The 14,446-nt window shown below is 57.5% G+C and carries 10 protein-coding genes and 2 tRNA genes; 9 read left to right on the top strand and 3 right to left on the bottom strand.

The features are described 5' to 3' along the window. Positions 1–179: 179 nt before the first annotated feature. The gene (locus BLT47_RS01085; RefSeq protein ID WP_083329963.1) at positions 180–1,076 is read right to left on the bottom strand and encodes a YggS family pyridoxal phosphate-dependent enzyme; all 897 of its coding nucleotides are present in this window, start codon (positions 1,074–1,076) and stop codon (positions 180–182) included. 65 nt (positions 1,077–1,141) lie between these two features. After that, positions 1,142–3,817: a DEAD/DEAH box helicase gene (locus tag BLT47_RS01080; protein ID WP_074660791.1), complete on the bottom strand. Its 2,676-nt coding sequence runs from the start codon at positions 3,815–3,817 to the stop codon at positions 1,142–1,144. Positions 3,818–3,995: 178 nt separating this feature from the next. Here BLT47_RS01080 and BLT47_RS01075 point away from each other — a divergent pair. The 3 genes from BLT47_RS01075 to BLT47_RS01065 all read left to right on the top strand — a co-directional run bounded on the left by BLT47_RS01075 (position 3,996) and on the right by BLT47_RS01065 (position 6,267). After that, positions 3,996–4,067, top strand: a tRNA-Lys gene (locus tag BLT47_RS01075). A gap of 411 nt (positions 4,068–4,478) precedes the next feature. After that, positions 4,479–5,495 carry an FMN-binding negative transcriptional regulator gene (locus tag BLT47_RS01070; protein ID WP_176764464.1) on the top strand — a complete coding sequence of 339 codons (1,017 nt, stop codon included), beginning with the start codon at positions 4,479–4,481 and terminating at the stop codon, positions 5,493–5,495. Positions 5,496–5,844: 349 nt separating this feature from the next. Further along, positions 5,845–6,267 (top strand): Hsp20/alpha crystallin family protein, encoded by a 423-nt coding sequence (locus BLT47_RS01065; protein WP_049619878.1) that lies wholly within the window; start codon positions 5,845–5,847, stop codon positions 6,265–6,267. A gap of 134 nt (positions 6,268–6,401) precedes the next feature. On the opposite strand, the gene BLT47_RS01060 is transcribed toward BLT47_RS01065, so the two are convergent. Continuing rightward, positions 6,402–7,970 carry an aspartate:alanine exchanger family transporter gene (locus BLT47_RS01060; protein WP_074660785.1) on the bottom strand — a complete coding sequence of 523 codons (1,569 nt, stop codon included), beginning with the start codon at positions 7,968–7,970 and terminating at the stop codon, positions 6,402–6,404. A gap of 292 nt (positions 7,971–8,262) precedes the next feature. Here BLT47_RS01060 and BLT47_RS01055 point away from each other — a divergent pair, with 292 nt between their 5' ends. The 6 genes from BLT47_RS01055 to fni all read left to right on the top strand — a co-directional run bounded on the left by BLT47_RS01055 (position 8,263) and on the right by fni (position 14,128). Beyond that, positions 8,263–9,186: an ATP-grasp domain-containing protein gene (locus BLT47_RS01055; protein WP_065414863.1), complete on the top strand. Its 924-nt coding sequence runs from the start codon at positions 8,263–8,265 to the stop codon at positions 9,184–9,186. A gap of 97 nt (positions 9,187–9,283) precedes the next feature. Further along, positions 9,284–9,359 (top strand) — tRNA-His (locus tag BLT47_RS01050). Positions 9,360–9,922: 563 nt separating this feature from the next. Beyond that, positions 9,923–10,906, top strand: coding sequence for a mevalonate kinase (gene mvk / locus BLT47_RS01045; protein WP_083078590.1), 984 nt, complete (start codon positions 9,923–9,925; stop codon positions 10,904–10,906). After that, a complete protein-coding gene (mvaD, locus tag BLT47_RS01040; protein ID WP_074660783.1) occupies positions 10,903–11,913 on the top strand; it encodes a diphosphomevalonate decarboxylase in 1,011 nt (336 codons plus the stop codon). Before mvk ends, mvaD begins: the two co-directional genes overlap by 4 nt. Then, positions 11,906–12,976 (top strand): phosphomevalonate kinase, encoded by a 1,071-nt coding sequence (locus tag BLT47_RS01035; protein WP_074660780.1) that lies wholly within the window; start codon positions 11,906–11,908, stop codon positions 12,974–12,976. Before mvaD ends, BLT47_RS01035 begins: the two co-directional genes overlap by 8 nt. A gap of 15 nt (positions 12,977–12,991) precedes the next feature. After that, positions 12,992–14,128 (top strand): type 2 isopentenyl-diphosphate Delta-isomerase, encoded by a 1,137-nt coding sequence (gene fni / locus BLT47_RS01030; protein ID WP_256332489.1) that lies wholly within the window; start codon positions 12,992–12,994, stop codon positions 14,126–14,128. The last annotated feature ends 318 nt before the right edge of the window (positions 14,129–14,446 follow it).

Genomic DNA, 14,446 nt, shown 5'->3' with positions numbered 1-14,446 from the left:
TTCTCCGATTTGTTGTGTCGAATTGGCAGTGGGCTCAGCATATCCCGGGGCAGAAAACACTGGGACCCTAATCGCGAATTATTATCCCGCCCGATGTAAAAAAGCAGCCTTGGCGAACGTTTTATGCTACGCCGGGGCTCTAATTAGCGGGAATTAGCAGAAATTAGCGGGCCGCGTATTTATGGCCGCGGGCGCGGTCCGAAAACCGCGGTTCCCACGCGTACAATCGTCGAGCCTTCTTTTACGGCAATTTCCATGTCATGGGTCATCCCCATGGATAGTTCGGTGCAGGTGGGAATTTCGCTTTGCAGTTCATCGCGCAGTTCTCGTGTGCGGGCGAAGGAGGCAGCCACTTCGCCCACATCATCAGTGTGTGCCCCAATGGTCATCAGCCCACCCAGACGTAAATTAGGTAGTTCGCTAACGATGCCTGCCAGTTCGGCTACTTTTTCCGGAGCCACTCCGTACTGGGATTCGGAACCGGCCGAGTTCACCTGGATATATACCTCGAAAGGCTCCGTGGCTTCCCCGTTGGAAATTCGGGTTCCTTGCAACCGATCCAGGCGTCGGGCCAAGCGTTCCGAATCAAGAGATTCAATACAGTTCGCAAATTCGAGCGCTTTGCCGGCTTTATTCGACTGCACATGGCCAATTACGTGCGTCCAATGCGGTTGCACATCAGTAATCTGCGTTTCCACGGCTTCTAATTGCTGGATGAGGTTTTGCCCCAAGAAACGGCAACCATGTTCGAGGGCGGCACGGATTTTCTCAATCGGTTGGTATTTGACGGCCAACTGCAAACGAGTTTCGCCCATAGACCGGCCGGCCTGAACTTCGGCTTCGCGTAGCCGGTGCACCACCTGGTCGATCCGGCTCGGAATTTGCGCCAATTCCGTGGGTGCCGTTGGCGTGGCTGCCGTTGGCGTGGGTGCCGTTGACGTGTGCCCGGACCGGGCAGGTGCCGGCCTGCCAGGTGCCGGCGGGGCCGGTGCCGAGGCAGCACCTGTGGTATCTGCTGTTGCGGCTGGTGAACCCGCGGTAGTAGGTTCTGTAGATTCTTTGTTTTCCTTGCGCATTCGCAAGAAACCTCCCCTAAGTTCAAATGTATTGTTTGCGGCCCTGCTGTTGCTTTGGAATTGTCCTAGAGTTCGCCGACGCTGATAACGCGGAGCATAGCAGTGTTTTCTTTGTCAGATTCTGCGAGGTCAATTAGAGCCCAGAAGCCCCAGGCGTTGTCGTCTGCGCCGTCGTCGAAAGTTTGGCGGGCAAGCCACCAGTCACCGTTATCGAAACGTGCGGTTTCGGATTCCGGGACTCCCGCGGCTACCAGGGCAGCGGCGTCGGGAGCTTCATTTATGCTCACGAAACGGGAAGAGCGCGCATCCGCGCCGATGAGTATTTCTTCGTATTCATCGAAGAAGGGATCGGTCGCGTCCATCCACTCATCGCCTCCCCAGAACACTCCGCCTTCCCACAGTGGGGCGCGCCCGGTTTCGTCCAGCGCGTCCAGATCTTCGCGGGCTACTGCTTCCACGATGTGGAAAAGCGCGTTGCGAATCGACTTGCGGAAAGCATGTTTTGAGCGCGAAAGCCGTACGGTGCCATCGGCATCGGCGCCGTAGGCAAGTTCGCGGGCTCCGCCTTCCGGATCGCTTTCGATGCGCGTGAGCTCTGCCGAAGTAAGAGTGCCGTCTCGCAAAGCTTCCCATTCGTCCAAAAGTGAGGAATCAACCGAGCGGACCAGTTGGCCCAGCCAGTTAATCATTGATTCCAATTCTTCGGTACGTGCCTCCAAAGGCACACTTTGCCGCAAAGCTTTGTAGGTGTCTGTTAGATAGCGCAGCAGCACGCCTTCCGAACGTTCCGCATCGTAGCGGGAAACAAATTCGGAGAACGTTTGCGCGTTTTCGATCATTTCCCGCACGATCGACTTCGGCACGAGTTCGTAGTCTGCTACCCAAGGGTTAGTTTGCGCGTAGATATCCAGAGCAGCACGCAGTTCTTCGGCGAGGGGCTGCGGCCAAGTAATTTTATCGGCCTCCGCCATGCGTTCCTCATACGGGACGCCGGCCAGCTTCATGCGGTTGATCGCCTGGCCGCGAGCCACTTTCTCCTGTGCGTACAGAATCTGGCGCGGGCTTTCCTGTACCGCTTCGATTACCGAGATCACGTCTAGCGGATAATCCGCAGAGTCTGGATCGAGCAGGTCGAGAGCAGCAAGCGCGAAGGGGGCCAGCGGCGAATTCAAAGCGAAATCTTCCGGTACTTCCCGGGCGAAGCTTACCGCGGATTCTCCCGGGTGCTCGGCTTGCCACTGCGGGCTGCGATGCACTAGCACGCCAGCTCGATGCAAGGTTTGGTACACGCTAAGGGCTTGGCGCAAAAGCGGATTGGAAGCCTGTTGCGGTTCATGCGTGTGCGAAAGCGTGTAGCAAATCTGCGCCACCGCATCCCCGGAGCGTTGCAACATATTGAGAATGAAAGAGTGATTCACTCGCATTTGCGACTGCAGTTGTTCCGGACTTGCCGACTGCAGATAGTCGAAAGTGTTCTCCGACCACAAAACTGCGCCTTCCGGGGGCCGTTTCTTCTGGATCCGTTTGATCTTTTGCGGATCATCCCCGGCATTAGCTAAGGCCCGCGCGTTCTCGATCTCAAATTCGGGGGCTTGCGCGATCACATCGCCTTGCGTATCAAAACCGGCGCGGCCGGCCCGGCCCGCAATTTGGTGGAATTCTCGCGCGGAAAGACGCCGTTCCCGGCGTCCGTCGTACTTCACCAGACCCGTCATGAGTACGGTACGTATCGGCACATTAATGCCGACGCCGAGCGTATCCGTTCCGGAGATCACCGGCAGTAGCCCAGCTTGGGCGAGCCTTTCTACTAGCCGGCGATAGCGGGGGAGCAGACCGGCATGATGTACGCCAATACCTTGCCGTAGCAGACGAGAAAGGATTTTTCCGAACCCCGCGGAGAACTTGAAATCTCCGATGGCTTCCCGGATCTTTTCTTTCTGGGCCGGTGTCACTAACGATATGGACTGGAAACCGGTGGCCGTCTCAATTGCCTGGCGTTGGGAGAAATGCACGATATAGACCGGCGCTTGGCCTTTGGCGATCAGATCCTGCACTAGTTCATTGGTAGGCGTGTAGCTGTAGTGGAAATCGAGCGGGACCGGACGTTCTGCACCCGTAATAAGCGCCACGCGCCGCCCCGTGCGTTTTTCTAAGTCTTCTTCGATCCGGCTCGTATCGCCCAGCGTGGCCGAAAGCAGGATTTGCCGGGTTTGCGGCAGTTCGAGAAGCGGGACCTGCCATGCCCAACCTCGCTGCGGATCGCCGTAATAGTGGAATTCGTCCTGCACGAGCACGTCAATATCGGCGTCTTTACCTTCGCGTAGTGCAATATTGGCTACGATTTCCGCCGTCGCACAGATAATCGGGGCTTCCCGGTTAATCGTGGAATCGCCCGTCATCATGCCCACATTGTCTGCCCCAAAGGCGTCAATCAGTTCGAAGAATTTCTCTGATACCAGAGCTTTTAGGGGAGCGGTGTAGAAAGCTGTTTGCCCGTGTGCCAGGGCATTGAAGATAGCAATGAGCGCCACCATGGATTTACCGGAGCCGGTGGGCGTAGAAACAATGAGGTGGCTGCCTTCTAAGCAACCCAGCAAAGCTTCTTCCTGGTGTGGATAAAGCGGCCGCCCCGTTCCTTCCGCCCACTGCGTGAAGGCATCGTAGAGCGCATCATCGGGTGGATTTAGCCCGTACTCATCTTCAAGGCGGTCAAGCGCCACATTCAACTGCGGTAATGCCATGCTTCTAGGGTAGCCGCACCTTCCGACACAATTGGTGGTGCGCCAGAAATAGCTCGAAAACTGCGGTGTGCCGGGTATTACAAAAATTCAACTTGCGGCGATGGGTTGGTGGTACTAAGCTTATTTCTCGTCGCAAGGGAGTTGAAAGATTCCATCGGCTACATATATAATAATAGAAGCACCGCTAGCTCAATGGTAGAGCAACTGACTCTTAATCAGTGGGTTGTGGGTTCGAGTCCCTCGCGGTGTACGGCATGAAACGGTCTGGGAATTGCAGCAAATTCCGGGCCGTTTCACTGTTTTCGGACCTGGCGAGGCACGCCGCCACGCTGGCCCGGGGTGCACAGCAAACCTGTATAAGGCGCCGCAAAGATCTGCAAAACCGCGGCCGCGCCCAGCATTTGCGTAAGCTAGATCATCTTTTGCTCTAAGCGTAGAGCCACTGTGTGGGCGTAGCTGCTAGAGCCGTGTGGGCGTAGCTACTCAAGGCAGTTGCCATACCTAGACGTTCTGCGCCCACGGAATCCCTTCGGCGTTTGTTGTGAACGTGCGCTACCGCTTTACTGTCGCTAAATCAGCTTGCTGTTGCTGAACCGGCTTGCCGTCGCTAAGGCACCTTTCGGCCATGTTTTCCGCGCAGTTTCTTGATTACGCTGGTGTCATGTATATTGCGTCGAGATTTTGGGTGGAACCTGAGGAGGCACTGCGCCAGGCCGCGCGGATCGGCGTCGGCAACCTAATAACACACGGAGAACGTGGGCTTGACGCCACTTTGCTTCCCTTCAACCTCGCCACCGCGGCGGACGGCACCCCCGTTTTACACGCGCATTGCGGGAAAGTGAACCCGCAGTGGCAAGACGAAGGGGAGTGCCTCATGGTGGTTACCGGGCCAAACGCGTATATTTCCACGGCGGATATGCCTCCCGCTGCGCTCCACTCGCGGCTCGCGCGCGTACCCACATGGAATTACGTGACTGTCCACTTGCGCGGGCAACTTATTGCGCATCACGACGCCGAATGGAAACTTCGTACCTTGGGAGAGCTCCTCGCCGCCCACGAACCAAACTGGGAACCGGGCCGGGAGCTAATTCCGGGAGTGAACCTCGGGACGGTTCTGGAAGCAAGCCAGGAGCCGGGCAGGGAACAGAGTCAGGGGCCGAGCCGGGAAAAACTCCCGCCTATGTTGCGTGCGCTCGTCGGCCTGGAAATCCGAATTACCAGTGTGGAAGGTAAAGCCAAGCTTTCGCAGAATCTTGGCGCGGCGGAGATTCGCCACACCGCGCAGTCCCTGCGAGCGCGTAGCGCAGAAGGCGGGAAAGATGCGCCGAGTGCACCGAGTACACCGAGTGCGCCGAGTGCCGATAATGAACCGAGTACATCGAGTGCCGGTAGCGCACCGGGCGTGCCGGAAGACGCGGAAACAGTGCCCGGCCACGGTGACTATTATCCGGCCTACAGCGATCCGTGGGCGCGAGCCCAAGCCGGTTACGTGGCGGACTTGATGGAAAGAATCGCGGTACCGTGGGCAGAAAACCGGGAAGGGCGCGTGGAAGATGCCACGCAGAAGCACGCGGAACGCATGGCCGCGTGGCGGGAAAGTACCCCGTACGGGGGCGAAGATGGGCTTACGGCAAGGGACATTGCCGAGGCAATCCAGGCAGATTACGAACGCGAGTGAGGCGCTGAAAGCACCTTAAAGCTGCCAATGTCAGGCTCAATAAAACTTGAGTCATTGCAACTCAATGCGAGGTGATTTTATTCCCGTGTTACCGCGGTTTAGCCGAAAAGTTTACTGACCGAGAAAAATCGCAAATTCGCGGAACAAAAACCGGGATTTTAGCGCTGACTATAGCGAACGGGGAAACCGGAAGGCCGGATTCGAAAGTCTGAAACCTCGGGACTTCGAAACTCCGAGACCTCGGGACTATGAACCGGGAAAACGGGAGTTTCGAAGGGAGCTTCGAAGTCTGTGCGGTGAAGGTTTCTTCCAGTAGTTTGATCACAGGTTTAAGGAAGAGGTAGTTGTTATGGCTAATGATGTTGAGCGCACATTCTCGCGGATGTTGGATCCCTTTGAAGGTTTCTTTGCCGTGCCTACCCGCATTATGCGTCAGGGTACGGGCGATGCAGTTAGTTTCGGGGAACAGTATCGTTCCGTGCTGAAGAAGAATGAGGATGGGTACGAAGTAGTATTCGATGTGCCGGGCTTTGCGGAAGATGAGCTCGATCTGTCCGTCTATCCGGATCGCATCACTTTGCGGGCCGAACAAGAGGTAGAGACCGACGGCGGTAAGACCACGCGCAAGCTCACCCGTGATCTGGGCTTTGACAGCCCGGTAGATACTTCCACGGTCAAGGCAGAGTTGCAGAACGGCGTCCTGACTGTAACTGCGAAGACTTCGGAAGCTTCGCAAGGCCGCAAGATCCAGATCGGCGGCGCGGCTAACTAAGTCTTGAAGCGCGGTAGCGGTCGTGCTAACTAAGGAATTTGCATAAACGAAGGATTTGCATAAACGAAGGCGGCGTGCCGCGTACAAAACCCGCGGGCCTGGTACAAGAACTTTGTGCCAGGCCCGCGGCGTTTTTAAACCATAAGTACCACGGGGACGAGCGCAATTTTGATAATGATCGCGAAGGCAAAGAGGGCCGCATATGCGGCGTCGATCCGTTCGTCAGAGACCTTAGAAACCGCGGCCTCCAAGATCGCTGCCTGCCCGAGGAACCCGGCCATCGCCCCGGCGCTACGCGGCGCGGAAAGATTGAGCCAGTAGCGGCACAGTAACAAAATCGCGATGCAGCCAACTATGGTCACGATGATTGCGGTGAGCGCTGCCTTCCAGGCGAGGGGAGAAGTGAGGACGGTAGCGAAAGAAGGCCCGGCCGTGAGCCCCAAACCGGCCAAGAACAAAAGGAGGCCGAATTGCCGCAAGGTGAGATTAGCGGCGTCGGGCAACTGCCACACGAACGGCCCGGTACGCCGTAACGCCCCTAAAATCATGCCGGCGATAAGCGGACCGGCCGCGGTACCCAAAGAAAACGTGATCCCACCAGGTAAAGGTACCGCAACCAATCCCACCACGATTCCGATGGTGAGGCCGAGCGCCAAAGTAAGCGCATCAACTTCCGAAACCTTACGCTCTGAGTTACCAAAAATCGCTTCCACTTCTGCGTAATACTTTTCCGGGACGACCACGGCTACCCGATCTCCCGGCTGCAGCACCGAATTACCGTCGGCTAACATTTCGAGATCTCCGCGTTGCACTCGCGTGACCGTGGCCCCATAACGTGCCGGCAAAGAAAGTTCGGCAATCTTGCGGGAAAAAATATCCGGATTGGAAACCACAAAGCGCTCAAATTCCACATCGGAACGGTCATCTGCTAAATGGGTAGAGGCGAGCTGGCCGAGCTGCTTGGTCACCGCCGCAATCGGCTCCGGTAAGCCCACTGCGACCACGCGATCGCCACGTAACAAATCCTCGCCGGGCAGCACAACCCGCGTCTTTCCATCCCGCTGCAGATAAGAAAACTGGACTTTCCTTTCCCGCCACTGCGGAATATCACGCAGATTTACAGAGTTTTCCACCATGATCGTTACGGGGGTGAGGTGCGCGTCAGCAAGAGAAGGGGTGTCCTTCTTTCCCGGCCACTTTTTAGCGACGACGCCGGACACAATCACGATCCCAATAACTACGGCCAGAGGATACCCAAAGGCATAACCCACCGAAGGTTCGGCGCTACCGGAAATCGAATTAGCGGCAGCCATGGCCGGCGCGGAAGTCATCGCGCCCGTAAATAGACCGGCAAATAAATCATGCGGAATATCGAAGAGTTTGCCGCATAAGATCGAGACCACCGCGGCAATACCGGTAGCAATTATAGAAGCGCCCATTAGCCCCAGATTGGACCGGAGCTGCGAGAAAAACCCGGCGCCAGCAGCAATTCCGATCGTATACACGAAAAGTGCCAGACCCAAAGCCTGCACGAGTTCCATTCCTTCCCCTACCGAAGGTTCGATCGCGGAAAGCACCAACCCCACAAAGAGGGCTCCGGCCGCGCCGAAACGGATTTTTCCGAACGGAATCGCGCCAATAATAGAGCCGGCGGCAATAACCACAAATAAGGTAAGCAGGGGACTCGACGCCAAAAGATGCATGGAACGCCTCCTAAATTCTCAAGCGTTGGGCCGGCACAGCGGGGTGGGCCCGCAGTTTTGCCGGCATGTGCCGCAAGTTTGTGGCAGCGGATTTGCCGGGCTGCACTCCGGCAGGCGGTGCTGGCTATGACCGGGGATAGCCGTGCGCGGGCCTAACGGATTGCGTTTTCCCTTGGGGTACCTGTAAATTCTACCGGGGGAATAGAGCAAATAATTGGCCCGTAAGGCGCTACCTGTTACGTTTGTGAGATGGCAGGTTTTTCTTCGGCGCTCGCCGAGTAGGGTGGATAATGTGTCAAAACCGGTAGTATTTCTTGCAACTTCGGCAGACTTGCCGAATCTTTCAGCTGACGAACAAGGGCTACCTGATGCCCTGCGGGAAAAGGGGATCGAGCCGCGCATCGCGGTATGGTCCGATCCTAATGTAGACTGGGAGGCCGCCGATTTGGTGGTTGTGCGGTCCGTGCGCGATTACGCGAAGAATCGTGACAGTTTCATTTCCTGGGCACGCACCGTCCCGCGTCTGCTAAATACTCCAGACCTGCTTTCCTGGAATTCCGATAAGCACTATTTGCAGGATTTGGCCGCCGTCGGCCTCCCCACCATCGAGACCACGTGGTTGGAACCGGAAGAAAACCTGACGAAACACCAGGTGCACACGCGTTTCCCCGCCAGTGGGGATTTCGTGGTCAAGCCTGCCATTTCTTCGGCCGGGCGTGGAACAGGGCGGTACACGGCTAATAATGCGCCTTCGCGCGCGGAAGCCATCCTCCATGCGCAACATGAGCTGGCGCGCGGCCGCTCGGTCATGGTGCAAAGATATTTGGAAAATATTGATAAAACGGGTGAGATCTCGCTCGTCTTCCTCAACGGCATGCCGAGCTACCGGGTGGAAAAGGAACCAATGCTCCACCCGCGTTTCCGCAGTGGCGATTCTCCGATGGAAGAAGTGGTGCGTTCGGCTCCGGCCCATGCCCAAGAATGGCGGTGGGGCGATACCGTGCGTCAAGGCTTGCACAAAGTGCTACGGCAAAAGTTTGGCCGCGACCACCTCTTGCTATTCAACCGGGTGGATCTGGTGCCCGCCCCGGAAGATGATCCGAACGAGTTTTACATTATGGAAGTCTCGCTCATCGACGGTTCCCTATACCTTTCCGCCGATGAATCGCATCTGGAACAATTCGCTAGTGCGATTGCGGTGCGAGCCACTTGGTAGGACGCGACGCCGGCGCCGTGTTGGTTCTCACCTCGGGGGAGATGGTGAAACTCTACCGAGGTAGGCTATAGTCTTTATTCGGCGCTAGCGCGCAATGGTGGCCATAGCTCAGTTGGCAGAGCGCCTGGTTGTGGTCCAGGAGGTCGCGGGTTCAAGCCCCGTTGGCCACCCCATTGCCCGGCCTTCACTTTTCCCGCTACGGGAAGACATCTTCCGCAGTATCGAAGAACGTGAAGGCCGGGTTTTCTTATCTCTAAATCTCCAACTGCACTCGGTGCCAGGTCCCTCACCGCACCGGGGATTTGGCAGGGGCAGGGTTTATTGCCCGCAGTTTTGGGCAAGAATTCGGGCTACGGCCGTGCAATACTTTGGACGGCGCTGCACCGTAACAAGAGCAACTTTCAGCTGAGCGCTATGCTGCTGTCTTTCGAACTACGTTGCCGAGCATCATTACCAAGATAGGATGAGACGAAGAAAGTTTCGCCTGGGGAAAGTTTCGCCCGCGGAGATGTAACGGAGATGTAAAAATTCGCGCCTAGCTGAGTTGGGCCTACTTTGGCCCGGCAAAGCCAAGCAGGAACACGAAAAGTGGTCCTCGTTATTGAAATGGGCACAAAGTTTACAGCATGACTACCATGGAGAAACACATACAGGAAGTGGTCAGCGGCAGCGACATGTGTCCGGTACCGGTGGCCCCTGGTGTGACGTGAAGAGAAATTTGTTGTGAGGAGCCGATTTGAATCAATCGCCGCAGCTTGGCGCGTTTGATACACAAACACGCTTGCCGCGCCTGGGCAATGGAGTTGGCCGCGCGCACGGCAAAGTCATCTTGTTCGGAGAACACGCGGTGGTTTACGGGGCCCCAGCAATTTCTTTCCCAGTTGGCGTGCTTCCCGTGATCGCGAACGCATCGTTGGTAGTGGGAGAATCGACACTCGAGTCAGAGTTATACCGCGGCCCGGTGGCACAAGCTCCGGCCCGGCTCGCTCCCGTGCTAGCCGCGATCGACGCCGCACTCGACGCCGCCGCACCTGGCCTGGGGGCCAAGGTTGCCATATATTCCGATATTCCTTACGAGCGCGGCCTAGGATCCTCGGCCGCTATTTCTTCTGCGGTCATCGAAGCAATTTGCCGGGCCGCGGGGCACCATTTAAGCCGCGAAGAACGTTTCGATCTCACCCAAACCGCAGAACGAGTGGCCCATGGCCACCCCTCTGGCATGGATGCCCATGCCGTTACCGCCAATAGCGTCATTAAATTCGAAAAACCGGTGGTTACCCCGGTTGCGGTCGGAGCACCTTTCTATTTCGTAATCGCCGATTCCGGATTGAAAGGCTCTACCCGGCAAGCCGTTAACGAAGTGCGAATGCTCCGGGAAACCTCACCCCATTACGCTATTCCGCGAATTACCGAACTTGGAAATATTGCCGAAAGAGCAGAAAGCTATTTCCGCAACGGGCGAGCCGTAACCATGGGCCTTGCCATGTGGCGCGCCCACAGCTTATTGAAAGACATAGGCGTCAGCTCCCAAAGTCTGGACACTCTGGTAGCTGCCGCTCACCAGGCCGGCGCCCTGGGCGCTAAACTTACCGGCGGCGGGATTGGCGGATGCGTAGTAGCGCTTGCCGGATCGCGCGCCGAAGCAGATAGGGTACGCACAGGATTGCTTAACGCCGGGGCGAAAAACGCCTGGGTAACCACATTGGAGCCAACGAAGTGACAACAACAGCCCGTGCCTACCCCAATATTGCGCTGATCAAATATTGGGGTAAAGCCGATGAAGAGCTTATGCTGCCAGCCGCCGGATCACTGTCGATGACCCTAGACATCTACCCGACGGTTACCTCTGTGCGGCGCAACAATAACGACGCCGACACCATGATTTTCAATGGGCGGCCCGCCACTGACCGCGAACTTGCACGCGCGGTGCGGCTACTAGACGTACTCCGCGAAATTGCCACCGAGCGTGGCCTACCCCAAGCTGGCACCTGGCACGTAGATATCGCGACCCGCAACGCCGCCCCCACCGGGGCGGGAATGGCCTCCTCGGCTTCCGGGTTCGCCGCGCTCGCGGTGGCCGCTGCGGCCGAATTTGGGTTGGAGCTTTCTCCGGCTGAGCTTTCTCGTCTCGCGCGTCGAGGTTCCGGATCTGCGGCGCGGTCCATCGTGGGCGGGGTTGCGCTCTGGCACGCGGGAACGGATGCACAATCCTATGCCGAACCGGTAAGCGCACCCGAAATGCGGATGATATCCGTCGTCGTCTCCCGTAAACACAAGAAAATAACCAGCCGGGAAGCCATGCGGATTACGGCAGCTACCTCCCCCTATTACGCGGGTTGGGTGGAAACGACGCAAGAAATGTTGCCCGCGGCTGTACAGGCCTGCGCGGATGGAGACTTCACGCGGTTGGGGGAATTAGCCGAAATGTCGGCTTTGCGGATGCACGCAGCGATCATGACCTGCGAACCGCCAATTCATTACTTAGAGCCCGTGAGTTGGGAAATTATTGCTCTAGCGGGCGAGTTGCGCGAAAACGGCATACCGGTATACGCCACCGCGGATGCCGGCCCCAATGTGGTGCTCATAACCACGCCCACTTATGCGGAGGAAGTGGCCCAGGCGGCGCAAAATTTGGGGACGGTCTCGATTTCGGGGCCCGGCCCGGCCGCACAAGTACTTCCCGCATCTGCTTCTTTGTTTGGCGGGGAAGGGGAAAAGCATGAGTGAGGCTATAACGGTGCAGGCGCCGGGCAAGCTCTACATTGCCGGAGAGTACGCCGTCGTCGAATCAGGGCAACCGGCCGTGCTTATTGCCGTCGACCGGTTTATGACGGTAAAACTTGCGCCTGCCGAAAACTATGGGCTCGTACGTTCCCACGGTGCTGCCTTCGATACGGTGTACTGGCGGCACGAAAACGGTACCCCCGTATTTGACGATTTTGGGCAAGACTACGCGGCTAACGCGATTCGCATTATTGAAAAGCTACGGGAGGAGCGTGGCCTGCCAGCGCGCCACTACACGATAGATATTACGTCTGGCTTGGTAGAAAAAGACGGGCGAAAATATGGGCTGGGCAGTTCGGCAGCCGTCACCGTGGCGATTGTGGATGCGCTCGGCAAGTTTTATGGCCTCGAGCTTTCCGATCTGGAACGGTTTAAACTCGCCTTGATCGCGGTTTTGGAACGCGCGCCGCGAGCGAGTGGCGGAGACGTGGCGGCCTCAACCTATGGGGGCTGGCTGTTTTACACTTCGCCGGACCGGGCCGGCATCGTGGAGAAAGCGACGCGGGGGACCGTAGAGGAAACTTTGGCGTGCGCGGCCTGGGATTCGTGCCGAATTGAAAAACTGCCGGCCCCGGCCCAGGAAACTTTGCAGGTAGGGTGGACGCGTTCACCGGCTTCTACCGAACATTTGGTTTCCGGCGTGCAAGCGCGGAGCAAAGGCTCATATTTCCCGGGCTTTTTGGAAAAATCCGCGGCACGGGTAGCGGGCATCGTAGCGGCCTTACGTAGTGCTTCGCCCATCGGACCGTTTGTTTCGCAGGCGCGAGAACTTTTGCGCAAATTGGGAGATACTTCCGGGATTTGTATAGAAACACCGCTGCTTACGGCGCTTTGCGATATTGCGGAGAAGCACGGCGCGTACGCCAAATCTTCCGGCGCCGGCGGTGGGGACTGCGGTATTGCTTTGGTGCCGGCCGAAATCGGCGCCAAGATTGCAGATATTCACCAGGAATGGCAGGAAGCCGGAGTATTTCCGCTACCTTTACGGGTCTGGCAAAAGCAGTAGACGGGCGGAATAAATATGGGACGTATGGGCTACGGCGTCGGAAACTCGGAAACTGGCCGCGAGAGCGCGGCGAATCGGGAGCAGCGGCGCGGCCGCAAGGATGAGCACGTGGATCTTGCGGTCGCCCAACAACCGCACGGCAATGATTTTGACGCTATCGATTTTGTGCATGACGCTTTGGCCGCGGTTGATGTGGCTGAGGTGGACCTGCGTGCGAAGATAGGGCCCGTGACGTGGCCGGTGCCGTTTTATATCAACGGCATGACGGGCGGGACGGAAAAAACCGGGCAGATCAACCGAGTGCTAGCGATAGGCGCGGCCGCGGTAGGAATACCAATGGCTACCGGTTCGGTCTCCGTGGCCCTGGACAATCCGGCTACGGCGGCCAGTTTCCGGGTAATTCGAGAAGAAAACCCGCACGGTTTTGTGATGGCGAATATTGGTGCGGGGCGTGGCGCGGAGGATGCACAGCGGGCAGTGGACTTGGTGGAAGCCGACGCCCTGCAAGTGCACATCAACGCGGTGCAAGAAATTGTGATGCCGGAAGGCGACCGCGAGTTCGCGCATTGGCAAAGAAATATTGCGGCGATCGTGCGGGCCGTGGAAGTGCCGGTTATCGTCAAAGAGGTCGGTTTCGGGCTTTCCCGGCGCACGGTGGAGACTTTGCGCGAGTTGGGCGTGGCCATTGCGGACGTGGGTGGTACCGGCGGAACTGATTTTGCAGCGATTGAAAATGCGCGGCGGAAGGGGCGTGAATACGCGTACTTGGCAGGTTACGGCCTCTCTACCCCAGCCTGCCTGCTCGACGCCGGATGCGGGAACAGTGCTCGCGCGGTAGGTGCGGACGGTTTCCCGATTTTGGCCTCCGGTGGGATTCGCACCCCGTTTGATGCAGTAAAAGCCCTAGCTCTCGGGGCGCGAGCCGCGGGGGTGGCCGCCCAATTTTTGCGGTTAGCCCTGGCAGGCGAAGATACCTTGGTGGCCGGATTAAACTCCTGGAAAAAACAGATCCGCGCCCTCTTGGCGTTGCTGGGCGCGAAAAACCCGGTGGCGGCTACCGAAACGGACGTGATTATTCGCGCCGGCTTGCGCGAATGGTGTGAAGCGCGGGGGATTGATATTCACCCCTACGCCCACCGCCGCCCTTCCTAGTACTAATTCCGCGATTTCTGCACGGTGCCGAAACGGGGTGCTTGCAGGTAACCGAAACCGCGGAATTGGTGTTTAACAGGAACCGCGGAATTGGTGCCTGACTAATTCCGCGATTTCTGCACGGTGCCAAAACGGGGCGCTAACGGTTTGCCGAAACCACGGAATTGGTGATTAACAGAAACCGCGGAATCGGTATCTGACTAATTCCGCGATTTCTGCGCGGTGCTAAAACGTCGCGCTAGCAGGTAACCGAAACCGCGGAATTAGTAATTTGGGGTGATGTTACGCAGTCGATTTCTTTGCGCGCCCGATTACACC

It is taken from the genome of Actinobaculum suis, from assembly GCF_900102025.1.
Taxonomy (GTDB): Bacteria; Actinomycetota; Actinomycetes; order Actinomycetales; family Actinomycetaceae; genus Actinobaculum; species Actinobaculum suis.
The sequence above is the reverse complement of the archived record's forward strand: the minus strand, read 5'-3'. Positions and strand labels throughout refer to the sequence as shown.

What these genes read in the sequence shown, in the direction of transcription:
- BLT47_RS01085 (WP_083329963.1), bottom strand. Translation starts at nt 1,076, where the DNA reads ATGCGCAAGGAAAACAAAGAATCTACAGAACCTACTACCGCGGGTTCA.
- BLT47_RS01080 (WP_074660791.1), bottom strand. Translation starts at nt 3,817, where the DNA reads ATGGCATTACCGCAGTTGAATGTGGCGCTTGACCGCCTTGAAGATGAG.
- BLT47_RS01070 (WP_176764464.1), top strand. Translation starts at nt 4,479, where the DNA reads ATGTATATTGCGTCGAGATTTTGGGTGGAACCTGAGGAGGCACTGCGC.
- BLT47_RS01065 (WP_049619878.1), top strand. Translation starts at nt 5,845, where the DNA reads ATGGCTAATGATGTTGAGCGCACATTCTCGCGGATGTTGGATCCCTTT.
- BLT47_RS01060 (WP_074660785.1), bottom strand. Translation starts at nt 7,970, where the DNA reads ATGCATCTTTTGGCGTCGAGTCCCCTGCTTACCTTATTTGTGGTTATT.
- BLT47_RS01035 (WP_074660780.1), top strand. Translation starts at nt 11,906, where the DNA reads ATGAGTGAGGCTATAACGGTGCAGGCGCCGGGCAAGCTCTACATTGCC.
- fni (WP_256332489.1), top strand. Translation starts at nt 12,992, where the DNA reads ATGGGACGTATGGGCTACGGCGTCGGAAACTCGGAAACTGGCCGCGAG.